General features: G+C 51.5%; 34 protein-coding genes, 1 tRNA gene and 2 rRNA genes. 31 read left to right on the plus strand and 6 right to left on the minus strand.

Annotated elements, in window-relative coordinates:
- The first annotated feature begins 6 nt into the window (after positions 1-6).
- The 22 genes from rplP to GC087_RS02285 all read left to right on the plus strand — a co-directional run bounded on the left by rplP (position 7) and on the right by GC087_RS02285 (position 10,366).
- On the plus strand, positions 7-417 hold the full coding sequence (gene rplP / locus GC087_RS02180; protein ID WP_002438716.1) for a 50S ribosomal protein L16: 411 nt from the start codon (positions 7-9) through the stop codon (positions 415-417).
- Positions 417-608, plus strand: a complete 192-nt coding sequence (gene rpmC / locus GC087_RS02185) for a 50S ribosomal protein L29 (protein WP_006120588.1) — start codon at positions 417-419, stop codon at positions 606-608. The genes rplP and rpmC overlap by 1 nt, the downstream gene beginning before the upstream one ends.
- The gene (gene rpsQ / locus GC087_RS02190; RefSeq protein WP_006120589.1) at positions 608-862 is read left to right on the plus strand and encodes a 30S ribosomal protein S17; all 255 of its coding nucleotides are present in this window, start codon (positions 608-610) and stop codon (positions 860-862) included. Before rpmC ends, rpsQ begins: the two co-directional genes overlap by 1 nt.
- A gap of 168 nt (positions 863-1,030) precedes the next feature.
- Positions 1,031-1,402, plus strand: a complete 372-nt coding sequence (gene rplN / locus GC087_RS02195; RefSeq protein WP_006120590.1) for a 50S ribosomal protein L14 — start codon at positions 1,031-1,033, stop codon at positions 1,400-1,402.
- 10 nt (positions 1,403-1,412) lie between these two features.
- Positions 1,413-1,727 carry a 50S ribosomal protein L24 gene (gene rplX / locus GC087_RS02200; RefSeq protein ID WP_003850150.1) on the plus strand — a complete coding sequence of 105 codons (315 nt, stop codon included), beginning with the start codon at positions 1,413-1,415 and terminating at the stop codon, positions 1,725-1,727.
- 14 nt (positions 1,728-1,741) lie between these two features.
- Complete coding sequence (gene rplE / locus GC087_RS02205) at positions 1,742-2,281, plus strand: 50S ribosomal protein L5 (RefSeq protein WP_006120591.1); 540 nt, start codon at positions 1,742-1,744, stop codon at positions 2,279-2,281.
- Between the two features lie 14 nt (positions 2,282-2,295).
- The gene (gene rpsN, locus GC087_RS02210) at positions 2,296-2,601 is read left to right on the plus strand and encodes a 30S ribosomal protein S14 (protein WP_006120592.1); all 306 of its coding nucleotides are present in this window, start codon (positions 2,296-2,298) and stop codon (positions 2,599-2,601) included.
- Positions 2,602-2,633: 32 nt separating this feature from the next.
- Positions 2,634-3,026 carry a 30S ribosomal protein S8 gene (gene rpsH, locus GC087_RS02215; RefSeq protein ID WP_006120593.1) on the plus strand — a complete coding sequence of 131 codons (393 nt, stop codon included), beginning with the start codon at positions 2,634-2,636 and terminating at the stop codon, positions 3,024-3,026.
- Between the two features lie 12 nt (positions 3,027-3,038).
- Positions 3,039-3,572 (plus strand): 50S ribosomal protein L6, encoded by a 534-nt coding sequence (rplF, locus tag GC087_RS02220; RefSeq protein ID WP_033741521.1) that lies wholly within the window; start codon positions 3,039-3,041, stop codon positions 3,570-3,572.
- A gap of 9 nt (positions 3,573-3,581) precedes the next feature.
- Positions 3,582-3,935: a 50S ribosomal protein L18 gene (gene rplR / locus GC087_RS02225; RefSeq protein WP_003850163.1), complete on the plus strand. Its 354-nt coding sequence runs from the start codon at positions 3,582-3,584 to the stop codon at positions 3,933-3,935.
- Positions 3,936-3,949: 14 nt separating this feature from the next.
- Positions 3,950-4,450: a 30S ribosomal protein S5 gene (gene rpsE, locus GC087_RS02230; RefSeq protein ID WP_006120595.1), complete on the plus strand. Its 501-nt coding sequence runs from the start codon at positions 3,950-3,952 to the stop codon at positions 4,448-4,450.
- A gap of 5 nt (positions 4,451-4,455) precedes the next feature.
- Positions 4,456-4,635 carry a 50S ribosomal protein L30 gene (gene rpmD, locus GC087_RS02235; protein ID WP_003850166.1) on the plus strand — a complete coding sequence of 60 codons (180 nt, stop codon included), beginning with the start codon at positions 4,456-4,458 and terminating at the stop codon, positions 4,633-4,635.
- 3 nt (positions 4,636-4,638) lie between these two features.
- Positions 4,639-5,073: a 50S ribosomal protein L15 gene (gene rplO, locus GC087_RS02240; protein ID WP_262959558.1), complete on the plus strand. Its 435-nt coding sequence runs from the start codon at positions 4,639-4,641 to the stop codon at positions 5,071-5,073.
- A 7-nt stretch (positions 5,074-5,080) separates the two neighbouring features.
- Positions 5,081-6,412 carry a preprotein translocase subunit SecY gene (gene secY / locus GC087_RS02245; protein ID WP_006120598.1) on the plus strand — a complete coding sequence of 444 codons (1,332 nt, stop codon included), beginning with the start codon at positions 5,081-5,083 and terminating at the stop codon, positions 6,410-6,412.
- 32 nt (positions 6,413-6,444) lie between these two features.
- On the plus strand, positions 6,445-6,561 hold the full coding sequence (rpmJ, locus tag GC087_RS02250) for a 50S ribosomal protein L36 (protein WP_004160566.1): 117 nt from the start codon (positions 6,445-6,447) through the stop codon (positions 6,559-6,561).
- Positions 6,562-6,705: 144 nt separating this feature from the next.
- Positions 6,706-7,062, plus strand: coding sequence for a 30S ribosomal protein S13 (rpsM, locus tag GC087_RS02255; protein ID WP_003850176.1), 357 nt, complete (start codon positions 6,706-6,708; stop codon positions 7,060-7,062).
- A gap of 16 nt (positions 7,063-7,078) precedes the next feature.
- A complete protein-coding gene (rpsK, locus tag GC087_RS02260; protein ID WP_004160563.1) occupies positions 7,079-7,468 on the plus strand; it encodes a 30S ribosomal protein S11 in 390 nt (129 codons plus the stop codon).
- A 32-nt stretch (positions 7,469-7,500) separates the two neighbouring features.
- Entirely contained in the window at positions 7,501-8,121 is a 621-nt protein-coding gene (gene rpsD, locus GC087_RS02265; RefSeq protein WP_006120599.1) for a 30S ribosomal protein S4, read from the plus strand.
- Positions 8,122-8,146: 25 nt separating this feature from the next.
- Positions 8,147-9,136, plus strand: coding sequence for a DNA-directed RNA polymerase subunit alpha (locus GC087_RS02270; RefSeq protein ID WP_033741519.1), 990 nt, complete (start codon positions 8,147-8,149; stop codon positions 9,134-9,136).
- A 40-nt stretch (positions 9,137-9,176) separates the two neighbouring features.
- The gene (gene rplQ / locus GC087_RS02275; protein WP_009087575.1) at positions 9,177-9,563 is read left to right on the plus strand and encodes a 50S ribosomal protein L17; all 387 of its coding nucleotides are present in this window, start codon (positions 9,177-9,179) and stop codon (positions 9,561-9,563) included.
- A gap of 93 nt (positions 9,564-9,656) precedes the next feature.
- On the plus strand, positions 9,657-10,025 hold the full coding sequence (locus tag GC087_RS02280) for a DnaJ family domain-containing protein (RefSeq protein WP_058707681.1): 369 nt from the start codon (positions 9,657-9,659) through the stop codon (positions 10,023-10,025).
- Between the two features lie 86 nt (positions 10,026-10,111).
- On the plus strand, positions 10,112-10,366 hold the full coding sequence (locus GC087_RS02285; protein ID WP_039343751.1) for an alternative ribosome-rescue factor A: 255 nt from the start codon (positions 10,112-10,114) through the stop codon (positions 10,364-10,366).
- On the opposite strand, the gene mscL is transcribed toward GC087_RS02285, so the two are convergent.
- The 5 genes from mscL to def all read right to left on the minus strand — a co-directional run bounded on the left by mscL (position 10,341) and on the right by def (position 15,081).
- Complete coding sequence (gene mscL / locus GC087_RS02290) at positions 10,341-10,751, minus strand: large-conductance mechanosensitive channel protein MscL (protein WP_006120604.1); 411 nt, start codon at positions 10,749-10,751, stop codon at positions 10,341-10,343. The two genes, GC087_RS02285 and mscL, sit on opposite strands and share 26 nt — an antisense overlap.
- A 109-nt stretch (positions 10,752-10,860) precedes the next feature.
- On the minus strand, positions 10,861-12,237 hold the full coding sequence (trkA, locus tag GC087_RS02295; RefSeq protein WP_033741512.1) for a Trk system potassium transporter TrkA: 1,377 nt from the start codon (positions 12,235-12,237) through the stop codon (positions 10,861-10,863).
- A gap of 20 nt (positions 12,238-12,257) precedes the next feature.
- Positions 12,258-13,556: a 16S rRNA (cytosine(967)-C(5))-methyltransferase RsmB gene (rsmB, locus tag GC087_RS02300; RefSeq protein WP_262959557.1), complete on the minus strand. Its 1,299-nt coding sequence runs from the start codon at positions 13,554-13,556 to the stop codon at positions 12,258-12,260.
- 47 nt (positions 13,557-13,603) lie between these two features.
- Positions 13,604-14,548, minus strand: coding sequence for a methionyl-tRNA formyltransferase (gene fmt, locus GC087_RS02305; protein ID WP_006120607.1), 945 nt, complete (start codon positions 14,546-14,548; stop codon positions 13,604-13,606).
- Between the two features lie 20 nt (positions 14,549-14,568).
- Entirely contained in the window at positions 14,569-15,081 is a 513-nt protein-coding gene (gene def / locus GC087_RS02310) for a peptide deformylase (protein WP_006120608.1), read from the minus strand.
- A gap of 117 nt (positions 15,082-15,198) precedes the next feature.
- On the opposite strand from def, the gene dprA reads away from it, so the two are divergent.
- From dprA to GC087_RS02340, 6 genes are read left to right on the plus strand one after another with little or no spacing between them, the layout of a single operon-like run.
- Positions 15,199-16,323, plus strand: a complete 1,125-nt coding sequence (gene dprA / locus GC087_RS02315) for a DNA-protecting protein DprA (protein ID WP_033741508.1) — start codon at positions 15,199-15,201, stop codon at positions 16,321-16,323.
- On the plus strand, positions 16,295-16,768 hold the full coding sequence (gene smg / locus GC087_RS02320) for a DUF494 family protein Smg (protein ID WP_006120660.1): 474 nt from the start codon (positions 16,295-16,297) through the stop codon (positions 16,766-16,768). The genes dprA and smg overlap by 29 nt, the downstream gene beginning before the upstream one ends.
- A gap of 23 nt (positions 16,769-16,791) precedes the next feature.
- Positions 16,792-17,337 carry a DNA topoisomerase family protein gene (locus GC087_RS02325; RefSeq protein WP_162287056.1) on the plus strand — a complete coding sequence of 182 codons (546 nt, stop codon included), beginning with the start codon at positions 16,792-16,794 and terminating at the stop codon, positions 17,335-17,337.
- A gap of 9 nt (positions 17,338-17,346) precedes the next feature.
- On the plus strand, positions 17,347-17,919 hold the full coding sequence (gene tsaC / locus GC087_RS02330) for an L-threonylcarbamoyladenylate synthase type 1 TsaC (protein WP_033741505.1): 573 nt from the start codon (positions 17,347-17,349) through the stop codon (positions 17,917-17,919).
- A 3-nt stretch (positions 17,920-17,922) separates the two neighbouring features.
- Positions 17,923-18,741 (plus strand): shikimate dehydrogenase, encoded by an 819-nt coding sequence (aroE, locus tag GC087_RS02335; RefSeq protein WP_033741503.1) that lies wholly within the window; start codon positions 17,923-17,925, stop codon positions 18,739-18,741.
- Complete coding sequence (locus GC087_RS02340; RefSeq protein WP_006120664.1) at positions 18,738-18,995, plus strand: DUF1488 family protein; 258 nt, start codon at positions 18,738-18,740, stop codon at positions 18,993-18,995. The genes aroE and GC087_RS02340 overlap by 4 nt, the downstream gene beginning before the upstream one ends.
- Here the strand turns inward: GC087_RS02340 and GC087_RS02345 are convergent.
- The gene (locus tag GC087_RS02345; protein ID WP_006120665.1) at positions 18,950-19,516 is read right to left on the minus strand and encodes a gamma carbonic anhydrase family protein; all 567 of its coding nucleotides are present in this window, start codon (positions 19,514-19,516) and stop codon (positions 18,950-18,952) included. The genes GC087_RS02340 and GC087_RS02345 overlap by 46 nt on opposite strands.
- Before the next feature lie 490 nt (positions 19,517-20,006).
- On the opposite strand from GC087_RS02345, the gene GC087_RS02350 reads away from it, so the two are divergent.
- From GC087_RS02350 to GC087_RS02360, 3 genes are all read left to right on the plus strand, one after another.
- Positions 20,007-21,548: ribosomal RNA gene (locus GC087_RS02350) — 16S ribosomal RNA — on the plus strand.
- 163 nt (positions 21,549-21,711) lie between these two features.
- Positions 21,712-21,787: transfer RNA gene (locus GC087_RS02355), tRNA-Glu, on the plus strand.
- Between the two features lie 348 nt (positions 21,788-22,135).
- Positions 22,136-25,041: ribosomal RNA gene (locus GC087_RS02360) — 23S ribosomal RNA — on the plus strand.
- Together the 16S and 23S rRNA genes with 1 tRNA gene alongside form the textbook arrangement of a ribosomal RNA operon.
- The last annotated feature ends 16 nt before the right edge of the window (positions 25,042-25,057 follow it).

Genomic DNA, 25,057 nt, shown 5'->3' on the forward strand with positions numbered 1-25,057 from the left:
GTCGCTATGTTACAACCAAAGCGTACGAAATTCCGTAAAGTGCACAAAGGCCGCAACCGCGGTCTGGCGCAGGGTACGGATGTTAGCTTCGGGACTTTCGGTCTGAAAGCTGTTGGCCGTGGTCGTCTGACTGCCCGTCAGATCGAAGCAGCACGTCGTGCTATGACCCGTGCAGTTAAGCGTCAAGGTAAGATCTGGATCCGTGTATTCCCGGACAAACCGATCACCGAGAAGCCGCTGGAAGTGCGTATGGGTAAAGGTAAGGGTAACGTTGAGTATTGGGTTGCCCTGATCCAGCCTGGTAAAGTCCTGTATGAAATGGACGGCGTACCAGAAGAGCTGGCCCGTGAAGCATTCAAGCTGGCAGCAGCAAAACTGCCTATCAAAACCACCTTTGTAACTAAGACGGTGATGTAATGAAAGCAACAGAGCTGCGTGAAAAAAGCGTTGAAGAGCTGAACACTGAGCTGCTTAATCTGCTGCGTGAGCAATTTAACCTGCGCATGCAGGCAGCATCTGGCCAACTGCAGCAGTCTCATCTGCTGAAGCAGGTTCGCCGTGATGTTGCACGCGTTAAGACTTTACTGACTGAGAAGGCGGGTTCGTAATGACCGATAAAATCCGTACTCTGCAGGGTCGTGTTGTTAGTGACAAAATGCAGAAATCTGCTGTTGTTGCTATCGAGCGTTTCGTGAAGCATCCAATCTATGGAAAATTCATTAAGCGTACGACTAAGCTGCACATCCATGACGAGAACAACGAATGTGGAATCGGCGACGTGGTAGAAATCCGCGAATGCCGTCCACTGTCTAAGACTAAGTCCTGGACACTGGTTCGCGTTGTAGAGAAAGCAATTCTGTAATAGAATTTGCCCTCTTTAAAAATCTAATGAACGGCTCGAAAGAGCCGTTCATTTTTTCTACCCATCTGCGAGAACCGGTGTTATAATGCCGCGCCCTCAATTATGGGGCTTTCAATCGACCTGAGGTCTAGGTCCCGAAGTAGTAGTTGACATTAGCGGAGCACTGAAATGATCCAAGAACAGACTATGCTGAACGTCGCCGACAACTCCGGTGCACGTCGCGTAATGTGTATCAAGGTTCTGGGTGGCTCGCACCGTCGCTACGCAGGCGTCGGCGACATCATTAAAGTTACCATCAAGGAAGCAATTCCACGTGGTAAAGTTAAAAAAGGTGATGTCCTGAAGGCGGTAGTGGTGCGCACCAGGAAGGGTGTTCGTCGCCCGGACGGTTCTGTCATTCGCTTCGATGGTAATGCATGCGTTATTTTAAACAATAACAGCGAGCAGCCTATCGGTACGCGTATTTTTGGGCCGGTAACTCGTGAACTTCGTACTGAAAAGTTCATGAAAATTATCTCTCTGGCACCAGAAGTACTCTAAGGAGCGAACAATGGCAGCTAAAATCCGTCGTAACGACGAAGTTATCGTGTTAACCGGTAAAGATAAAGGTAAGCGCGGTAAAGTTAAGAACGTCCTGTCTTCTGGCAAGGTCATCGTTGAAGGTATCAACCTGGTTAAGAAACATCAGAAGCCTGTTCCGGCTCTGAACCAACCAGGCGGCATCGTTGAAAAAGAAGCTGCAATTCAGGTTTCTAACGTTGCTCTCTTCAATGCGGCAACCGGTAAGGCTGACCGTGTAGGCTTTAGATTCGAAGACGGTAAAAAAGTCCGTTTCTTCAAATCTAATAGCGAAACTATCAAGTAATTTGGAGTAGTACGATGGCGAAACTGCATGATTACTACAAAGACGAGGTAGTCCAGAAACTCATGTCTGAGTTCGGCTACAATTCTGTCATGCAAGTCCCTCGGGTCGAGAAGATCACCCTGAACATGGGTGTTGGTGAAGCGATCGCTGACAAGAAACTGCTGGATAACGCAGCAGCTGACCTGGCAGCAATCTCCGGTCAAAAACCGTTGATCACCAAAGCACGCAAATCAGTTGCAGGCTTCAAAATCCGTCAGGGCTATCCGATCGGCTGTAAAGTAACTCTGCGTGGCGAACGCATGTGGGAGTTCTTTGAGCGTCTGATCACCATTGCTGTACCGCGTATCCGTGACTTCCGTGGCCTGTCCGCTAAGTCATTCGATGGTCGTGGCAACTACAGCATGGGTGTACGTGAGCAGATCATCTTCCCAGAAATCGACTACGACAAAGTCGATCGCGTTCGTGGTTTGGATATTACCATTACCACTACTGCGAAATCTGATGATGAAGGCCGTGCTCTGCTGGCTGCCTTTGACTTCCCGTTCCGTAAGTAAGGTAGGGTTACTTAATGGCTAAGCAATCTATGAAAGCACGCGAAGTTAAGCGTGTGAAATTAGCAGACAAATTCTTCGCAAAACGCGCTGAACTGAAAGCGATCATTTCTGATGTGAACGCTTCCGACGAAGACCGTTGGGATGCCGTTCTCAAGCTGCAGAGTCTGCCGCGTGATTCCAGCCCTTCACGTCAGCGTAACCGCTGCCGTCAAACAGGTCGTCCGCACGGTTTCCTGCGGAAGTTTGGGTTGAGCCGTATCAAGGTCCGTGAAGCCGCAATGCGCGGTGAAATCCCGGGTCTGAAAAAGGCTAGCTGGTAATTGTCACCAATTGAATCACGGGAGTAACACAGATGAGCATGCAAGATCCGATCGCGGATATGCTGACCCGTATCCGTAACGGTCAGGCCGCGAACAAAGTTGCGGTCACCATGCCCTCCTCCAAGCTGAAATTGGCAATTGCCAACGTGCTGAAGGAAGAAGGCTTTATTGAAGATTTTAAAATCGAAGGCGACACCAAGCTGGAACTGGAACTGACTCTTAAGTATTTCCAGGGTAAAGCGGTTGTAGAAAGCATTCAGCGAGTAAGCCGTCCCGGCCTGCGCATCTATAAGAAAAAAGATGAGCTGCCAAAGGTAATGGCTGGTATGGGTATCGCTGTCATTTCTACATCGAAAGGTGTTATGACTGATCGTGCAGCGCGCCAGGCTGGTCTTGGTGGCGAAATTATCTGCTACGTAGCGTAATCGGAGGATACTATGTCTCGTGTTGCTAAAGCACCTGTCGTTGTTCCTGCCGGCGTAGAGGTAAAACTCAACGGTCAGGTAATTTCGATTAAAGGTAAAAACGGCGAGCTGACTCGTACTATCAATGATGCTGTTGAAGTTAAGCATGCTGACAACACTCTGACTTTCGCTCCGCGCGAAGGTTATGTTGACGGCTGGGCGCAGGCGGGTACTTCTCGCGCGCTGCTGAACGCAATGGTTATCGGTGTTACCGAAGGCTTCACTAAGAAGCTGCAGCTGGTTGGTGTTGGTTATCGTGCTGCCGTTAAAGGCAACGTAGTTAACCTGTCTCTGGGCTTTTCTCATCCAGTTGATCACCAGCTGCCCGCGGGTATCACTGCAGAGTGTCCGACTCAGACTGAAATCGTGCTGAAAGGCGCTGATAAGCAGGTGATCGGCCAGGTTGCAGCTGACTTGCGCGCCTACCGTCGTCCTGAGCCTTATAAAGGCAAGGGTGTCCGTTACGCCGACGAAGTCGTGCGTACCAAAGAGGCTAAGAAGAAGTAAGGTAACACTATGGATAAGAAATCTGCTCGTATCCGTCGTGCGACCCGTGCACGTCGCAAGCTCAAAGAGCTGGGTGCTACTCGCCTGGTGGTACATCGTACCCCGCGTCACATTTACGCACAGGTAATCGCCCCGAACGGTTCCGAAGTTCTGGTTGCTGCTTCTACTGTAGAAAAAGCTATCACTGAACAACTGAAGTATACCGGTAATAAAGAAGCCGCAGCTGCTGTAGGTAAAGCTATTGCAGAACGCGCAATCGAAAAAGGCATCACTGGTGTTTCTTTCGACCGTTCCGGTTTCCAATATCATGGTCGCGTCCAGGCACTGGCAGATGCTGCCCGTGAAGCTGGCCTTCAGTTCTAAGGTAGAGGTCTAAGATGGCACACATCGAGAAACAAGCTGGCGAACTGCAGGAAAAACTGATCGCGGTAAACCGTGTATCTAAAACTGTAAAAGGTGGTCGTATTTTCTCCTTCACCGCACTGACTGTAGTGGGTGATGGTAACGGCCGCGTTGGTTTTGGTTACGGTAAAGCGCGTGAAGTTCCAGCAGCGATCCAGAAAGCGATGGAGAAAGCCCGTCGCAACATGGTTAATGTCGCGCTGATCAACGGCACCCTGCAGCACCCTGTTAAAGGTGCGCACACTGGGTCCCGTGTGTTCATGCAGCCGGCTTCAGAAGGTACCGGTATCATCGCCGGTGGTGCAATGCGCGCCGTTCTGGAAGTCGCTGGAGTACATAACGTTCTGGCAAAAGCCTATGGTTCTACTAACCCGATTAACGTGGTTCGTGCAACTATCGACGGCCTGGGCAATATGAAGTCTCCGGAAATGGTCGCTGCTAAGCGTGGTAAATCCGTTGAAGAAATTCTGGGGTAATCACGATGGCAAAGACTATTAAAATCACTCAAACCCGTAGTTCAATCGGCCGCTTGCCTAAGCATAAAGCCACTCTGGTTGGCCTGGGTCTGCGTCGTATTGGTCATACCGTAGAGCGTGAAGACACGCCAGCTGTACGCGGCATGGTCAACGCGGTTTCCTACATGGTTAAAGTGGAGGAGTAAGAGATGCGTTTAAATACTCTGTCTCCGGCCGAAGGGTCTAAGCACGCTACCAAGCGTCTGGGTCGTGGTATCGGTTCTGGCCTCGGAAAAACCGGTGGTCGTGGTCACAAAGGTCAGAACTCACGTTCTGGCGGTGGCGTACGTCGCGGTTTCGAAGGTGGTCAGATGCCTCTGTACCGTCGTCTGCCGAAGTTCGGTTTCACCTCTCGCAAAGCAATGATCACCACAGAGATTCGTCTGTCTGATCTGGCGAAAGTTGAAGGCGGTATCGTCGACCTGAACGCGCTGAAAGCAGCCAACATTATCGGTGTCCAGATTGAGTTCGTTAAAGTCATTCTGTCTGGTGAAGTTTCTGCACCGGTAACGGTTCGCGGCCTGCGTGTCACCAAAGGTGCTCGTGCTGCAATCGAAGCTGCTGGCGGTAAAATCGAGGAATAAGTAGCAGATGGCTAAACAACCGGGATTAGATTTTCAAAGTGCCAAAGGTGGCTTTGGTGAACTGAAACGCAGACTGCTGTTTGTTATCGGTGCACTGATTGTCTTCCGCATTGGCTCTTTCATTCCAATCCCTGGTATTGATGCCACTGTACTTGCCAAACTGCTTGAGCAACAGCGTGGCACCATCATTGAAATGTTTAACATGTTCTCTGGTGGTGCTCTCAGCCGTGCTTCTATTTTTGCTCTGGGTATCATGCCGTATATTTCGGCATCTATTATTATCCAGCTGTTAACGGTGGTTCATCCTGCCTTAGCAGAAATCAAGAAAGAAGGGGAGGCTGGCCGTCGTAAGATTAGTCAGTACACCCGTTACGGTACGTTGGTATTGGCCATATTCCAGTCGATCGGTATTGCTACCGGTTTGCCGAATATGCCTGGTATGCAAGGCCTGGTAATGAATCCAGGCTTTGCATTCTATTTTACCGCTGTTGTAAGTCTGGTTACCGGGACAATGTTCCTGATGTGGCTGGGCGAACAGATTACTGAACGTGGTATCGGTAACGGTATCTCGATCATTATCTTCGCGGGTATTGTTGCGGGACTTCCGCCGGCCATTGGCCATACCATCGAGCAAGCGCGGCAAGGTGACCTGCACTTCCTTCTGTTGCTGTTGGTTGCAGTTCTCGTATTTGCAGTGACCTTCTTTGTTATTTTCGTTGAGCGTGGTCAACGCCGCATCGTGGTGAACTATGCGAAACGTCAACAAGGTCGTCGCGTTTACGCTGCACAGAGCACACATTTACCGTTGAAAGTGAATATGGCAGGGGTTATCCCCGCAATCTTCGCTTCCAGCATTATTCTGTTCCCGGCAACGATTGCATCGTGGTTCGGGGGCGGTACCGGTTGGAACTGGCTGACAACAATTTCGATGTATTTGCAGCCAGGACAGCCGCTTTATGTGCTACTCTATGCGACTGCTATCATCTTCTTCTGTTTCTTCTACACGGCGTTGGTTTTCAACCCGCGTGAAACAGCAGATAACCTGAAGAAGTCTGGTGCATTCGTACCGGGAATTCGTCCGGGAGAGCAAACGGCGAGATATATCGATAAAGTAATGACACGGTTAACCTTAATCGGTGCCCTCTACATTACCTTTATTTGCCTTATCCCGGAGTTCATGCGTGATGCGATGAAAGTTCCTTTCTACTTTGGCGGTACATCGCTGCTTATCGTAGTGGTCGTCATCATGGACTTTATGGCTCAAGTGCAAACTCTGATGATGTCAAGTCAGTACGAGTCTGCATTGAAGAAAGCTAACCTGAAGGGCTATGGCCGTTAATTCAGGTGGTTGAGAAGTTACGGAGAGTAAAAATGAAAGTTCGTGCTTCCGTCAAGAAATTATGTCGTAACTGCAAAATCATTCGTCGCGACGGTGTCGTTCGTGTGATCTGCAGCGCCGAGCCAAAGCATAAACAGCGCCAAGGCTGATTTTCACATATTTTTCTTGCAAAGTCGGGTTGAGCTGGCTAGATTAGCCAGCCAATCTTTTGTATGTCTGTACGTTTCCATTTGAGTATCCTGAAAACGGGCTTTTCAGCATGGTGCGTACATATTAAATAGTAGGAGTGCATAGTGGCCCGTATAGCAGGCATTAACATTCCTGATCAGAAACATACCGTTATCGCATTAACTTCGATCTTCGGTATTGGTAAAACTCGTTCTAAAGCCATTTGCGCTTCAACGGGTATTGCTGAAAATGTTAAGATCAGTGAGCTGTCTGAAGAACAAATTGATCAGCTGCGTGATGCAGTTGCTAAATTCGTTGTTGAAGGTGATCTGCGCCGTGAAATCACCCTGAGCATCAAGCGTCTGATGGACCTTGGTTGCTACCGTGGTTTGCGCCATCGTCGTGGTCTTCCGGTTCGCGGTCAGCGCACCAAGACCAACGCACGTACCCGTAAGGGTCCGCGTAAACCGATCAAGAAATAATCGGGGTGAGTAAATAATGGCAAAGGCACCAGTTCGTGCACGTAAGCGTGTAAGAAAACAAGTCTCAGATGGCGTGGCTCATGTCCATGCGTCTTTTAACAACACCATCGTTACCATTACTGATCGTCAGGGTAACGCACTGGGTTGGGCAACCGCCGGTGGTTCCGGTTTCCGCGGTTCACGTAAATCTACGCCGTTTGCTGCTCAGGTCGCTGCAGAGCGCTGTGCAGAAGCTGTAAAAGATTACGGTATTAAGAACCTGGAAGTTATGGTTAAGGGTCCGGGTCCAGGCCGCGAATCAACGATTCGTGCTCTGAACGCCGCTGGTTTCCGCATCACGAACATTACTGATGTGACTCCGATCCCTCACAACGGTTGTCGTCCGCCGAAAAAACGTCGCGTATAACGTCCGTTTTTTAGGTTAGTTGGAGAAAGAAAATGGCAAGATATTTGGGTCCTAAGCTCAAGCTGAGCCGTCGTGAGGGCACTGACTTATTCCTTAAGTCTGGCGTTCGCGCGATTGATTCCAAGTGTAAGATTGAGCAAGCCCCTGGTCAGCACGGTGCGCGCAAGCCACGTCTGTCTGACTACGGCGGTCAGTTACGTGAAAAGCAAAAAGTTCGTCGTATCTACGGTGTGCTTGAGCGTCAGTTCCGTAACTATTACAAAGAAGCAGCACGTCTGAAAGGCAACACCGGTGCAAACCTGTTGGCTCTGCTGGAAGGCCGTCTGGACAACGTCGTTTATCGTATGGGCTTTGGTGCCACGCGTGCGGAAGCACGTCAGCTGGTCAGCCATAAGTCTGTTCTGGTAAATGGTCGCGTTGTTAACATCGCTTCTTATCAGGTATCTCCGAATGATGTCGTTAGCATCCGTGAGAAAGCCAAAAAGCAATCTCGCGTGAAGGCCGCTCTGGAGCTGGCTGAGCAGCGTGAAAAGCCAACCTGGCTGGAAGTTGATGCAGCTAAGATGGAAGGTGTGTTCAAACGTATTCCTGAACGTACTGATCTGTCTGCGGACATTAACGAACACCTGATCGTCGAGCTTTACTCTAAGTAAAGCTTAGTACCAAAGAGAGGACACAATGCAGGGTTCTGTGACAGAGTTTCTAAAACCGCGCCTGGTAGATATCGAGCAAGTGAGTTCGACGCACGCCAAGGTGACCCTTGAGCCTTTAGAGCGTGGCTTTGGCCATACTCTTGGTAACGCGCTGCGCCGTATTCTGCTTTCATCAATGCCGGGTTGCGCGGTGACCGAGGTTGAAATTGATGGTGTACTGCATGAGTACAGCACCAAAGAGGGTGTACAGGAAGATATCCTGGAAATCCTGCTCAACCTTAAAGGTTTGGCGGTAAGAGTTCAGGGCAAAGATGAAGTTATTCTTACCTTGAATAAATCTGGCATTGGCCCTGTGACTGCAGCCGACATTACCCATGATGGTGATGTCGAAATCGTCAAGCCGCAGCATGTGATCTGCCATCTGACCGATGACAACGCATCTATTAGCATGCGTATCAAAGTTCAGCGTGGTCGTGGTTATGTGCCGGCTTCTGCCCGAATTCATTCGGAAGAAGATGAGCGCCCAATCGGCCGTCTGCTGGTCGACGCTTGCTACAGCCCTGTAGACCGTATCGCCTACAATGTTGAAGCAGCGCGTGTAGAGCAGCGCACCGACCTGGACAAGCTGGTCATCGAAATGGAAACCAACGGCACAATCGATCCTGAAGAGGCGATTCGTCGTGCGGCGACCATCCTGGCAGAACAACTGGAAGCTTTCGTTGACTTACGTGATGTACGTCAGCCGGAAGTGAAAGAAGAGAAACCAGAATTCGATCCGATCCTGCTGCGCCCTGTTGACGATCTGGAATTGACTGTCCGCTCTGCTAACTGCCTTAAGGCAGAAGCTATCCACTACATCGGTGATCTGGTACAGCGTACTGAGGTTGAGCTGCTTAAAACGCCTAACCTTGGTAAAAAATCTCTTACCGAGATTAAAGATGTGCTGGCCTCACGTGGTCTGTCTCTGGGCATGCGCCTGGAAAACTGGCCACCGGCAAGCATTGCTGATGAATAACCCGATCACAGGTTAAGGTTTCACTGAGAAGGATAAGGTCATGCGCCATCGTAAGAGTGGTCGTCAACTGAACCGCAACAGCAGCCATCGTCAGGCTATGTTCCGCAACATGGCTGGCTCTCTGGTTCGTCACGAGATCATCAAGACGACTCTGCCGAAAGCCAAAGAGTTGCGCCGCGTAGTTGAGCCGCTGATTACTCTTGCCAAGACCGACAACGTAGCTAATCGTCGTCTGGCATTCGCCCGTACTCGTGATAACGAGATCGTGGCAAAACTGTTTAATGAGTTAGGCCCGCGTTTCGCGAGCCGTGCAGGTGGTTACACTCGCATTCTGAAGTGTGGCTTCCGCGCTGGTGACAACGCTCCGATGGCATACATCGAGCTGGTTGATCGTCCAGAAGCTCAAGCAGAAGCTGCAGCAGAGTAATCTGTTGCAATGTGAAAAACCCGCTTCGGCGGGTTTTTTATTGCCTGTCATTCAGCGTCTGCTACGCTTGTGGTGTCATGAAGGAGGTGAACAATGTGGTTAGTTGATCAGCTTGCAGAACAGCATATTAAAGCCGCGCAGGAGAAAGGTGAGCTGAGTGATCTGCCTGGCGAAGGCGCACCGCTGAATCTCGAAGACGACAGTCAGGTTCCACCTGAACTGCGTGCAGGATACCGACTGTTAAAAAATGCAGGCTTTCTTCCACCCGAACTTGAGCTGCGCCGCGAAGCACTTCAGGTCAGCGATCTTTTACAGCATTTAGATCCTGACGATCCAGAGGCGCTGATCCAGACACAACGATTACGGCAACTGAAGATAAGGCTGAGCCAGGCCGGTATGCGCACTGATTTTCTTGAGGGGGAATATGGTCGTGCGATTAAGACCAAACTCGTGCCCGATTAAGGTGTATTTTTTGTCGCTGTTGTGCGCGTATAATGAGTTTGCTTCATCTTTTCACCGCATTATTCCATTACTCAACCGGAGAAGTTATGTCCAGATACCGTCATACGAAAGGACAAATACAGGATAACGCCTTACAGGCATTGTTACACGACCCGCTGTTCAGGCAACGTGTTGAAGAAAAACAAAAAGGCAAAGGCAGTTACCGGCGTAAAGAAAAACATGGGAAAGGCTGGGAGGCCAGTGATAAGCAAGCCGTTTATCACTGGCCTTCTGCTTTACAGACACAAAAAAGCCGCTTCAGAGCGGCTTTTTATTTTAGATTTTCGTATTCTGTTGTTTGAGTAAATCGCGGATTTCTGTCAGAAGCAGTTCTTCATTTGTAGGCTTAGGTGCCGGTTTTTCCACTTCTTTCTTCTTATACAGTTTGTTCATCAGCTTAATCGCCATAAAGATAGCAAAAGCAACAATGATGAAATCAAATACGGTTTGCAGGAAAATACCATATTCCATAACCACAGCCGGTGTGTTGCCGACGGCAGGTTTAAGCACCCAGCTAAACGATTTGAAATCAACGCCGCCAATCAGCAAGCCCAGCGGTGGCATAATGATGTTCGCGACCAGTGATGAAACAATCTTACCGAATGCCGCACCGATAATCACACCGACGGCCAGATCAACCACGTTGCCGCGCATCGCAAAATCACGAAACTCTTTGAATAAACTCATACTTCTCTCCTTGCCTTAGCCAATGCCATAAAGTTTAACAAAGCTCACAATATTTGCCATCAACCACAGACAATAAGCAACTGACATGTCAGTGCTGGCTTTTTATGTGTTATAGGAAAAACGGACTAGGCTGGAACAGGCGCTCGACGTCCGGCACAAACTTTTTATCGGTTAAAAACATCACAACGTGATCGCCCTGTTCAATACGCAGATTGTCATTCGCTATCATCACATCGTCGCCGCGCACCACAGCACCAATCAGTGTGCCTGGTGGCAGCTTGATATCATCAACTGACCGTCCCACCACGCGCGATGTGGTTTCGTCGCCATGCGCGATGGCTTCGATGGCTTCAGCAATGCCTCGACGTAATGACGAGACACCCACAATATCGGCTTTGCGCACATGTCCCAGTAAGGCCGAGATGGTCGCCTGCTGGGGTGAAATGGCGATATCAATGACGCTGCCCTGGACCAGATCGACATAAGCACGGCGTTGAATCAGCACCATAACTTTCTTGGCGCCCATTTTTTTGGCCAGCATGGCAGACATGATATTGGCTTCGTCATCGTTGGTGACGGCGATAAACAAATCCACCTGCTCAATATGCTCTTCCGCCAGTAGTTCCTGATCGGAGGCATCACCGTAAAAGACCACCGTGTCGTGCAACTGTTCAGCCAGTTCGGCCGCGCGCTGGGGATTGCGCTCAATAAGTTTCACGCTGTAGTTTTTCTCGAGCTTTTGCGCCAGGCCAAAGCCAATGTTGCCGCCGCCTACTAACATGATGCGTTTATAAGGCTTTTCCAGGCGCTGCATTTCACTCATTACCGCACGAATATGCTGGCTGGCGGCAATGAAGAAAACTTCATCGCCGGCTTCGATAATGGTGGAGCCCTGTGGCCGGATAGGGCGGTCCTGACGAAAAATCGCTGCTACGCGCGTATCGATATGGGGCATGTGATCGCGCAGGATCGACAATGGATTGCCCACCAGGGGGCCACCGTAATAGGCTTTCACGACTGCGAGGCTCACTTTGCCTTCAGCAAAATTAACTACCTGCAACGCGCCCGGATATTGAATCAGGCGGTAAATATTGTCGATAACCAGTTGCTCAGGCGAAATCAGATGGTCGATAGGCACTGCTTCGGGGATAAAAAGCTTATCTGCATCGCGCAGATAGTCAGCCGCACGTATACGGGCGATACGATTTGGCGTGTTGAAGAGCGAATACGCGATTTGACAGGCTATCATGTTGGTTTCGTCAGAGCTGGTAACGGCGACCAGCATATCGGCGTCTTCCGCGCCGGCCTCACGGAGAACCCGTGGGTGGGAACCATGACCCTGCACAACACGTAAATCAAATTTATCCTGTAACTGACGTAAACGTGCTGAATCTGTATCAACAACTGTTATATCGTTGTTTTCGCCAACCAGATTTTCGGCCAGTGTGCCTCCAACCTGGCCTGCACCAAGAATGATGATTTTCATCGCTATTCAAAGCCTTTTCATTATGCGTTAGCGTCTTTAATCAGCTTAGCGTAGAAAAATCCGTCTCCGCCTTCAGCGTCAGGGAACACCTGCCAGCCCGTGTCGGGCGCGCCTGAAAGGGAGACAGCCTGTGCATCCGCATGTCGCTGTAAGAAACCGCTGATTTGCTCATGGTTCTCTTCCGGTAGGACAGAGCAGGTCGCGTAGATCATCGTACCGCCCGCTTTAAGAAGCGGCCAGGTGGCCTCCAGAATGTCACGCTGCAAAGCGGCCAGTTCGCTGATATCGCGATCGCGGCGTAACCATTTGATATCCGGATGGCGGCGAATCACGCCTGTGGCTGAGCAGGGCGCATCCAGCAGGATACGATCAAACTGCCGTTGATCACACCATTGCTGCGGAGTACGGCCATCACCTTGTTTGACCTCGGCGGTCATTCCCAGCCGTGTCAGGTTTTCGGTTACGCGCTTCAGTCGTTGTGCGTCCACATCCACAGCAAGGACCTGCGCGTCAGGGGCTATTTCTAAAATATGCGTCGTTTTACCGCCTGGCGCTGCACACAGATCGAGAATATGTTCGCCATTTTTAGGCTCAAGCAGAAGCGCACAGCGCTGTGCTGAGAGATCCTGCACCGTAACCCAGCCCTGGTCGAAACCGGGTAACTGGTGAACCGGCGCTGGCGAGGCCAGGCGTAATGCTTCCGGCACATCCTCTGCGGCCATCGCCTCTCTTTCACTGGCGGTCAGCAGAGCAAGCCAACTGTCACGGGTATGGTGCTGACGGTTAACCCGCAGCCACATCGGTGGGCGTTGGTTATTCGCGTCAACAATCTGTTGCCAGCGATCTGGCCAGGCAAGCTGCAGTCGGTTCAGTAGCCATCCGGGATGAAGATCGCGCTGTGGACCTTCCTGGATGCTGGCAAGGAGTTCCTCCTGACGGCGCTGGAACTGACGTAACACGCCGTTGATCAATCCTTTCAGATTGGCACGTTTCAGCACTTCAGCACCAGCAACGGTCTCGGCTAATGCCGCATGTGCCGGGACGCGCGTGTAGAGTAACTGGTACAGGCCCACCATGATCAGAAAATGCAGCGTACGCTGTTTGCCGGTCAGAGGGCGCTCCATCAATTTCCCGATAAGCGCTTCCAGCTGCGGTAACGTTCGTAACACACCAAAGCAGATCTCTTGCACCAGAGCGGCGTCTTTATCGGCGACTTTTTTCTGTGCGGCAGGCAGCACAGTATTGAGTGACTCGCCCTTATCGACAACACGTTCAATCAGTTGTGCAGACAGGCTACGAAGGTTGGATGATTTAGTCATAAGATAGTGCCATCAAACAAAAGGCCCGGATTTACCGGGCCTGAATGTCAGTCCAGAAGAGAGCCAGGTTCAAACCATTCCCGGCGAGAGTTGAGCAGATCCTGTGCCGACATCGGTTTTTTACCAGCGGGTTGCAACTGAAGTAAATTGAGTACGCCATCGGCGGTGGCAATGTGAATGCCCTGTTTGTCAGCCTTAACGATCTCGCCCGGTCGTTTATTGACATGAGGTAAAACACCGGCTTGCCATACTTTTACTGGCTGATCATTTACCATAAAAAAGCTAACCGGCCAGGGATTAAAGGCGCGAATGCAGCGTTCAAGCTGTTCTGCGGGCAACTGCCAGTCAAGACGTGCTTCCTCTTTGCTGAGCTTCTCAGCATAATTTGCCAGGGTTTCATCCTGTTTCACCGGCTGGGCGTTGCCCTCACGCAATTGCGACAAGGTTGTCAGTAGCCCTTCTGGTCCGAGGCTGGCCAGTTTGTCGTATAACGAAGCACTGGTGTCTTCAGCAGTAATAGGGCAGGCCAGTTTTACCAGCATATCACCGGTATCCAGCCCGACATCCATTTGCATGATGGTGACACCGGTTTCCTGATCACCCGCCCAAAGCGCGCGCTGAATAGGCGCCGCGCCGCGCCAGCGTGGCAGCAACGAACCATGTACGTTGATGCAGCCCAGACGTGGCATCTCAAGCACGGCTTTCGGCAGGATAAGGCCATAAGCCACCACGACCATGACATCGGCCTGCAAATCGGCAACCAGCTGTTGGTTTTCCGCAGGGCGCAACGATTTGGGCTGAAAAACCGGAATGTCGTGGGCAAGAGCCAGCGCTTTTACCGGACTCGCGGTCAACTTATTGCCGCGCCCGGCAGGGCGGTCTGGTTGGGTGAAAACACCAACGACCTTATGCTCAGATGCGAGCAACGCGTCAAGGTGACGCGCCGCGAAGTCTGGTGTGCCAGCAAAGATTATATTAAGCGGGGCAGACACGTTTATCCCTTTTTCAGATCTCAAGAGGCCTGGGCGTTTTGCCGCGCCAGTTTTTCTAACTTTGTCTTGATTCGCTGACGCTTTAGAGGCGACAGATAATCGATAAACAGTTTGCCATCCAGATGATCAATTTCATGCTGAATACAGATAGCCAGCAGGTCACCGGTTTCCAGTTCAAACGGCTTACCTTCGCGATCTAACGCCCGCACTTTTACCCGCTCTGCACGAGGCACAAAGGCGCGTTGCTCAGGAATGGACAGGCAACCTTCTTCGATACCTGTTTCACCACTTTTTTCCAGAAGCTCGGGATTGATCAATACCAGTCGCTCGTCCCGGTTCTCAGAGACATCAATCACAATGATGCGCTGATGAATATCCACCTGCGTAGCGGCAAGGCCGATACCTTCTTCGGAATACATGGTTTCGAACATATCATCAACGATACGCTGAACTTCTGCGTTAACTTCTTTGACTGGCGCGGCGATCTTGCGCAGGCGCTCGTCAGGAAAATGTAACACCTGTAAAACTGACATAAATATCCAGATCTATATTCTAAAAGGAAAAGATTACTGCCTCATATTGTAGACTTTTTAGTACCTGATTGACAGCATTCTGCGGAGGGATGCGACGGTTATCAGGAGGCCGTGACGATGGAAAAAAGGGCGCGATTACTGCGGCTGGCCGCGATACCCGGCCTGACGGGCCGACGCTGGCTTAACGCGGCGCAGCAACTGTGCGCAGGTCAGGATATTGATGTGATATTAAGCCAAAAGGGCTTCGAGACAGCGCAACATCATTATGCCCATCAGAAAACCACGGACTGGCTGGCAACCGTTAACACTTGGCTGGCACAGTGTCCAACGCATCACCTGATTACGGCGCTGGATGCGCATTACCCCGCTCAACTCCTTGAAACGGCCTGTTTCCCTCCGCTCTTATATGTAAACGGTGATCCAACCGTATTATCTTCACCTCAACTGGCGGTGGTAGGCAGCCGTCTGTGTTCGCCCTCAGGCCGTTACTGGTGCGACTGGTTCACCCAACAACTGGCATTGAGCGGTTTGACCATAACCAGTGGGCTGGCTATCGGGATTGATGGCGTGGCACACCGTGCCGCATTAAATGTGCAGGGTAAAACCGTGGCCGTACTGGGGAGTGGACTGGCCCATCTGTATCCCAAAAAACACACTGCGCTGGCGCAGGAGATTGTTATGCAGGGAGGCGCCGTGATCTCGGAGTTTCCGCTTACTGCCGCGCCACTGGCGCATCAGTTTCCGCGCAGAAACCGTATTATCAGTGGGTTAAGTCAGGGTGTTCTCGTCATTGAAGCGTCATTAAAAAGTGGTTCATTAGTCACAGCCCGTTATGCATTAGAGCAGAATCGCAATGTTTATGCCTTACCGGGTGCGCTGGGTAACAGCGGCAGTGAGGGGACAAACTGGCTGATCCAACAAGGTGCCATGTTGGTGGCACATCCTAATAACATTGTCGAAGATTTACGCGCTATGCTTAACTGGTTACCTGTTAACCCGTCAGATGAAATTTATTCTGATGCCAGTGACGATGCTCCATTGCCATTTGCCGAGCTGTTGGCTAACGTAGGTGATGAGGTTACACCTGTTGACGTTGTCGCTGAACGTGCCGGCCAACCTGTGCCAGTTATTACAGCTCAATTGCTGGAACTGGAGTTAGCAGGATGGATCGCAGCTGTACCCGGCGGCTATGTCCGATTGAGGAGGGCATGCCATGTTCGACGTACTCATGTACTTGTTTGAGACCTATATCCACAACGAAACAGAAATGGGTGTTGATCAGGACAGATTGACAGATGACTTGACGGATGCCGGTTTCCACCGCGAAGATATTTATAATGCGTTGAACTGGTTAGAGAAATTGGCGGACTATCAGGAAGGACTGGTCGCACCAATTTTGCTGGCAAATGATCCGCTCTCTATGCGCATCTATACCGATGAAGAGAGCAAGCGTTTAGATGCCGAAAGCCGCGGTTTCCTGCTGTTCCTGGAGCAAATCCAGGTACTGAGTCTGGAAACACGAGAAATGGTCATTGAACGTGTCATGGCGCTTGATACGCTGGATTTCGATCTTGAGGATCTTAAATGGGTGGTGCTGATGGTGCTGTTTAACATCCCTGGATGTGAAAACGCGTATCAGCAGATGGAAGAACTGCTATTCGACGTCAACGAAGGTATGCTGCATTAAATTTTTAGTAATGCATGACTGTTATGAGTAAAACCGCACTCTTTACTGTGCGTAAACAGGATCCCTGCCCCGCATGCGGGGCAGAACTTGTTATACGTTCAGGAAAGCATGGCCCATTTTTGGGCTGTGCAAATTACCCTGCCTGTGACTATATCAAGCCTTTGGGAAACCAGGCTGATGGGCATGTTGTCAAAGTTCTGGAAGGCCACGTTTGCCCACAATGCGGGGCGGAAAAAGTATTGCGCCAGGGCCGGTTTGGCATGTTTATTGGCTGTAGCGACTATCCCGCGTGTGATTACACCGAAACCATCGATAAACCGGATGAAACCACGATCGACTGTCCGCAGTGTCAGCAGGGTAAGCTGGTACAACGCCGCTCGCGTTTTGGTAAAACGTTTCATGCCTGCGAACGCTATCCAGCCTGTCAGTTTGCCGTGAACCTGACGCCAGTGGCGGGGCGCTGTCCGCATTGTGAATTTCCGCTTTTAGTCGAGAAAAAGACGGCGCAGGGCATCCGGCTTTTCTGCGCCAGTAAAAGTTGTGGCAAAGCTATTATTCAAGAGACATAAGACATAACCATGTTAAATCAACCCGTTGCCGGCTCATTGCAGGATTGTGTAAGCCATCTTAACCAGCATGCTGTGATTGCCTATCCCACCGAAGCGGTATTCGGCTTAGGCTGTGATCCCGATAATGAATCTGCGGTCATGGCACTGCTGGCATTAAAAAAACGGCCAGTAGAGAAAGGCTTGATCCTGATAGCTGCCGACTATGATCAGCTTAAACCTTACGTATCAGATGAGGCCTTAACCACGGAGCAGCGTGAACGTATGTTTGCCTGTTGGCCAGGCCCGGTCACCTTTGTCGTGCCTGCTTCTCCGGTTACCCCGCGCTGGTTAACCGGGCAATTTGATTCGCTGGCCATCCGCGTTAGCGATCATCCGGATGTTCAGGCGCTGTGCCGGGCGTTTGGAAAACCTTTGGTATCGACCAGCGCTAATCTTTCCGGTCAGCCACCGTGCCGTTCAGTCGAAGAGGTCAAATTGCAGTTTGGCACCGCGTTTCCTGTATTGAATGGAAAGACAGGAGGAAGGCTCAATCCTTCTGAGATTCGCGATGTCATCAGCGGCAATTTGATACGCCAGGGTTAATATATGGCAAATTTTGCAGTTTTCGGTCATCCCATCAGTCACAGCAAATCGCCGCACATTCATCAGGCGTTTGCGCGACAGACTGGAATCTCTCTTCAGTATGATCGTATTGATGCGCCTGTTGATGCTTTTCCTGAGACTCTCCGCACTTTTTTCCACGACGGCGGGGCGGGTGCGAACATTACGCTGCCTTTTAAACAGCAGGCATGGGCATTTGCCGACCAGTTGACCGAGCGCGCTGCGCTGTCAGGGGCTGTGAACACGCTAAAGCTGTGTGATGATGGCCAAATTCTTGGCGACAATACGGATGGTATTGGGCTGCTCAGCGATCTTCAGCGCCTTGGGATGATTAAGCCCGACAGCCATCTTCTGCTGGTGGGGGCAGGTGGGGCCGCTCGGGGCGTCATTCTCCCTCTGCTTTCAATGGGAGCAACGATCACGGTCGTGAACCGAACGGCGTTGAATGCGCAGACTCTGGCCGCAGAGTTTGCCCATCGCGGAGCGATTAATGCGTGTTCGTTTGACGCGCTTGTGGATAGACATTTCGACCTTGTCATTAATGCCACATCAAGTGGTATTCAGGGTGAAGTACCGCCGTTGCCGCCTTCACTAGTTCATGCTGAGCTACGTTGCTACGATATGTTCTATCAGAGTGGCTTAACGCCTTTCCTGCGCTGGTGTCAGCAGCACGGTTCATCTCATCTTGCTGACGGGCTGGGGATGCTGGTGGGTCAGGCCGCGCATGCCTTTCATCTATGGCACGGGGTGATGCCCGAAATCGCACCGGTCATCGCCTCATTAAAAGCCGGGATGCAGTCATGAACCAGGCGATACAGTTTCCTGATCGGGAAAGCCTGAATACAGAATTAAGGGCCGTTTGTTTCCCTGTTCTGGTAAACGGGATGGGCTTAACCTGCGCTATCAGTGTTGAGGCGCTTAATGAACAGTTCGGTGAGGGAGAAGCGATGACGCTGTTTCGCCATCATCGCTGGGATTTGGAAGATCAGGCCGAAGACTGCATTCGAAACGATCAGGTCGATAATGAAGGATGGGTCTGGCTGTCTCCGGCCAGATAGTCGTTCTTCCAGTTAACATAGTTGCTGGCAGAGTAAAGTAGACCTTCAATTTCTTTTTCATTCAGCGGCCGGATTTGTTTGACCGGGCTCCCGACATACAGATAGCCACTTTCCAGTCGTTTGCCGGGGGGAACCAGGCTCCCGGCACCAATCATAACGTCGTCTTCAACAATGACGCCATCCAGTACTATTGAGCCCATTCCAACCAGTACGCGATTGCCTATCGTGCAGCCATGTAGCATCGCTTTATGCCCAACCGTTACGTCTTCCCCAATTATCAGAGGAAAACCGGCGGGGTTGGCCTCTGATTTATGCGTGACATGCAGGACGCTGCCATCCTGAATATTGGTTCGGGCACCAATATGCACCTGGTTCACATCGCCACGAATAGCGACTAAAGGCCAGATACCTACATCATCTTCCATAATGACGTCACCCGCTACCACGCTGGTGGGATCAACCATGACGCGCAGACCCAATTTTGGGAAAAGATGTTTGTAAGGGCGTAACGCTACAGTCATTTTGTTCTCCTTTTACTGAGTTTACTGGCAGCCTGATGCGATTCTGACCAACTGGCAAGGGGATTTTGTGCCGGATCGTTGGTGATCTAATCAATATGAATGTTTTCTCGGCAGTCAGTAAAAAGATCCAAAAAAAGGGTTGTGCAATTCATTCGGATCCCTATAATGCGCCTCCATCGACACGGCACAACGGCTTACGGAAGGCGGTGTTGAGAGGGTCAGGCAACTGAGCCGCCGGAGAAAAACTTCTGAAAAAGAAGTTGACTCTGAAGGAGGAAAGCGTAATATACGCCACCTCGCAACAGACGGTTAACCCGCTGGTTGCACTGCTCTTTAACAATTTATCAGACAATCTGTGTGGGCACTCGCAGGATTGATATCCGCGTCTCCGGACGCAAAAAATATCAAGTCTTAAGAGTGAACACGTATTGAAATTCATTACGACGTTTTCCTTGAGCATCGCTGCACTGGTTGCAGCAAATCAAACTTTAAATTGAAGAGTTTGATCATGGCTCAGATTGAACGCTGGCGGCAGGCCTAACACATGCAAGTCGGACGGTAGCACAGAGGAGCTTGCTCCTCGGGTGACGAGTGGCGGACGGGTGAGTAATGTCTGGGAAACTGCCCGATGGAGGGGGATAACTACTGGAAACGGTAGCTAATACCGCATAACGTCGCAAGACCAAAGTGGGGGACCTTCGGGCCTCACACCATCGGATGTGCCCAGATGGGATTAGCTGGTAGGCGGGGTAACGGCCCACCTAGGCGACGATCCCTAGCTGGTCTGAGAGGATGACCAGCCACACTGGAACTGAGACACGGTCCAGACTCCTACGGGAGGCAGCAGTGGGGAATATTGCACAATGGGCGCAAGCCTGATGCAGCCATGCCGCGTGTATGAAGAAGGCCTTCGGGTTGTAAAGTACTTTCAGCGGGGAGGAAGGTGGTGAGGTTAATAACCTCATCAATTGACGTTACCCGCAGAAGAAGCACCGGCTAACTCCGTGCCAGCAGCCGCGGTAATACGGAGGGTGCAAGCGTTAATCGGAATTACTGGGCGTAAAGCGCACGCAGGCGGTCTGTTAAGTCAGATGTGAAATCCCCGGGCTTAACCTGGGAACTGCATTTGAAACTGGCAGGCTTGAGTCTCGTAGAGGGGGGTAGAATTCCAGGTGTAGCGGTGAAATGCGTAGAGATCTGGAGGAATACCGGTGGCGAAGGCGGCCCCCTGGACGAAGACTGACGCTCAGGTGCGAAAGCGTGGGGAGCAAACAGGATTAGATACCCTGGTAGTCCACGCCGTAAACGATGTCGACTTGGAGGTTGTTCCCTTGAGGAGTGGCTTCCGGAGCTAACGCGTTAAGTCGACCGCCTGGGGAGTACGGCCGCAAGGTTAAAACTCAAATGAATTGACGGGGGCCCGCACAAGCGGTGGAGCATGTGGTTTAATTCGATGCAACGCGAAGAACCTTACCTACTCTTGACATCCAGCGAACTTGGCAGAGATGCCTTGGTGCCTTCGGGAACGCTGAGACAGGTGCTGCATGGCTGTCGTCAGCTCGTGTTGTGAAATGTTGGGTTAAGTCCCGCAACGAGCGCAACCCTTATCCTTTGTTGCCAGCGATTCGGTCGGGAACTCAAAGGAGACTGCCGGTGATAAACCGGAGGAAGGTGGGGATGACGTCAAGTCATCATGGCCCTTACGAGTAGGGCTACACACGTGCTACAATGGCGCATACAAAGAGAAGCGACCTCGCGAGAGCAAGCGGACCTCATAAAGTGCGTCGTAGTCCGGATCGGAGTCTGCAACTCGACTCCGTGAAGTCGGAATCGCTAGTAATCGTGGATCAGAATGCCACGGTGAATACGTTCCCGGGCCTTGTACACACCGCCCGTCACACCATGGGAGTGGGTTGCAAAAGAAGTAGGTAGCTTAACCTTCGGGAGGGCGCTTACCACTTTGTGATTCATGACTGGGGTGAAGTCGTAACAAGGTAACCGTAGGGGAACCTGCGGTTGGATCACCTCCTTACCTGAAGATACCTTCGTGCGCAGTGCTCACACAGATTGTCTGATAGAAAAGTAATGAGCAAAGCGTCTACGCGTTGGGGTGCGGTAACAATAACTATTGTCGCCTGATTATCTAATCTCACCTTCACGTGAAATAACCCGTGTCTGTTGCACAAGGATTTCACGTCCCCTTCGTCTAGAGGCCCAGGACATCGCCCTTTCACGGCGGTAACAGGGGTTCGAATCCCCTAGGGGACGCCACTTGCTTGGTGACAGGTGAAAGGTGTTGCCGATATATCTTAAAGACGACTTGCGAGTCGTGTTTAAGATATTGCTCTTTAACAATCCGGAACAAGCTGAAAATTTGAAACGACGCACGTCGTGTTCCTCCGTAATAAGGAACACAGCACGATGCGTTCGGGTCTCTCAAAAGCTTACAGCTTACAAGCAACTGTTATGCAGTAGCGCGCGAGCAGTAAAGAAAGCAAGGCGCGTCGGCGCACAGCCAGCGGAGCGTACTGAAGTACGTGAGCATGGCGAGCACCGCGCAACGATGCATTCTTTACGCGCAGCCGTTACTGTAAACAAATAAACGCCTGTGGGTTGTGAGGTTAAGCGACCAAGCGTACACGGTGGATGCCCTGGCAGTCAGAGGCGATGAAGGGCGTGCTAATCTGCGATAAGCGCCGGTAAGGTGATATGAACCGCTATAACCGGCGATACCCGAATGGGGAAACCCAGTGTGACTCGTCACACTATCATGCAGTGAATACATAGCGGCATGAGGCGAACCGGGGGAACTGAAACATCTAAGTACCCCGAGGAAAAGAAATCAACCGAGATTCCCCCAGTAGCGGCGAGCGAACGGGGAGGAGCCCAGAACCTGCATCAGCTTGTGCATCAGTGGAAGCGTCTGGAAAGTCGCAGGGTACAGGGTGATACTCCCGTACACAAAGGTGCACAGGTTGTGAGTTCGATGAGTAAGGCGGGACACGTGGTATCCTGTCTGAATATGGGGGGACCATCCTCCAAGGCTAAATACTCCTGACTGACCGATAGTGAACCAGTACCGTGAGGGAAAGGCGAAAAGAACCCCGGCGAGGGGAGTGAAACAGAACCTGAAACCGTGTACGTACAAGCAGTGGGAGCACCTTCGTGGTGTGACTGCGTACCTTTTGTATAATGGGTCAGCGACTTATATTCTGTAGCAAGGTTAACCGTATAGGGGAGCCGCAGGGAAACCGAGTCTTAACTGGGCGTTAAGTTGCAGGGTATAGACCCGAAACCCGGTGATCTAGCCATGGGCAGGTTGAAGGTTGGGTAACACTAACTGGAGGACCGAACCGACTAATGTTGAAAAATTAGCGGATGACCTGTGGCTGGGGGTGAAAGGCCAATCAAACCGGGAGATAGCTGGTTCTCCCCGAAAGCTATTTAGGTAGCGCCTCGTGAACTCATCTCCGGGGGTAGAGCACTGTTTCGGCTAGGGGGCCATCCCGGCTTACCAACCCGATGCAAACTGCGAATACCGGAGAATGTTATCACGGGAGACACACGGCGGGTGCTAACGTCCGTCGTGAAGAGGGAAACAACCCAGACCGCCAGCTAAGGTCCCAAAGTCATGGTTAAGTGGGAAACGATGTGGGAAGGCACAGACAGCCAGGATGTTGGCTTAGAAGCAGCCATCATTTAAAGAAAGCGTAATAGCTCACTGGTCGAGTCGGCCTGCGCGGAAGATGTAACGGGGCTAAACCATGCACCGAAGCTGCGGCAGCGACGCGTAAGCGTTGCTGGGTAGGGGAGCGTTCTGTAAGCCGTTGAAGGTGTGCTGTGAGGCATGCTGGAGGTATCAGAAGTGCGAATGCTGACATAAGTAACGATAAACAAGGTGAAAAACCTTGTCGCCGGAAGACCAAGGGTTCCTGTTCAACGTTAATCGGAGCAGGGTGAGTCGACCCCTAAGGCGAGGCCGAAAGGCGTAGTCGATGGGAAACAGGTTAATATTCCTGTACTTGGTGTTACTGCGAAGGGGGGACGGAGAAGGCTATATCGGCCGGGCGACGGTTGTCCCGGTTTAAGCGTGTAGGTGTGTGCGCCAGGCAAATCCGGTGCACTTTACACTGAGGCGTGACGACGAGGCACTACGGTGCTGAAGTGATAAATGCCCTGCTTCCAGGAAAAGCCTCTAAGCATCAGGTAACACGAAATCGTACCCCAAACCGACACAGGTGGTCAGGTAGAGAATACCCAGGCGCTTGAGAGAACTCGGGTGAAGGAACTAGGCAAAATGGTGCCGTAACTTCGGGAGAAGGCACGCTGGCGCGTAGGTGAGGGGACTTGCTCCCGGAGCCGAGGCCAGTCGAAGATACCAGCTGGCTGCAACTGTTTATTAAAAACACAGCACTGTGCAAACACGAAAGTGGACGTATACGGTGTGACGCCTGCCCGGTGCCGGAAGGTTAATTGATGGGGTTATCCGTAAAGAGAAGCTCTTGATCGAAGCCCCGGTAAACGGCGGCCGTAACTATAACGGTCCTAAGGTAGCGAAATTCCTTGTCGGGTAAGTTCCGACCTGCACGAATGGCGTAATGATGGCCAGGCTGTCTCCACCCGAGACTCAGTGAAATTGAAATCGCTGTGAAGATGCAGTGTACCCGCGGCAAGACGGAAAGACCCCGTGAACCTTTACTACAGCTTGACACTGAACACTGAGCCTTGATGTGTAGGATAGGTGGGAGGCTTTGAAGCGTGGACGCCAGTCTGCGTGGAGCCGTCCTTGAAATACCACCCTTTAATGTTTGGTGTTCTAACGTGGGCCCGTGATCCGGGCTGCGGACAGTGTCTGGTGGGTAGTTTGACTGGGGCGGTCTCCTCCCAAAGCGTAACGGAGGAGCACGAAGGTTGGCTAATCCTGGTCGGACATCAGGAGGTTAGTGCAATGGCATAAGCCAGCTTGACTGCGAGAGTGACGGCTCGAGCAGGTGCGAAAGCAGGTCATAGTGATCCGGTGGTTCTGAATGGAAGGGCCATCGCTCAACGGATAAAAGGTACTCCGGGGATAACAGGCTGATACCGCCCAAGAGTTCATATCGACGGCGGTGTTTGGCACCTCGATGTCGGCTCATCACATCCTGGGGCTGAAGTAGGTCCCAAGGGTACGGCTGTTCGCCGTTTAAAGTGGTACGCGAGCTGGGTTTAGAACGTCGTGAGACAGTTCGGTCCCTATCTGCCGTGGGCGCTGGAGAATTGAGGGGGGTTGCTCCTAGTACGAGAGGACCGGAGTGAACGCACCGCTGGTGTCCGGGTTGTCACGCCAGTGGCACTGCCCGGTAGCTAAGTGCGGAAAAGATAAGTGCTGAAAGCATCTAAGCACGAAACTTGCCCCGAGATGAGTTCTCCCTGAGGCTCCGAGCCTCCTGAAGGGACGTTGAAGACGACGACGTTGATAGGCCGGGTGTGTAAGCGCAGCGATGCGTTGAGCTTACCGGTACTAATGACCCGTGAGGCTTAACCTTACAACGCCAGAGGCGT

Source organism: Pantoea sp. JZ2, from assembly GCF_035191405.1.
GTDB classification, from domain to species: Bacteria; Pseudomonadota; Gammaproteobacteria; order Enterobacterales; family Enterobacteriaceae; genus Pantoea; species Pantoea stewartii.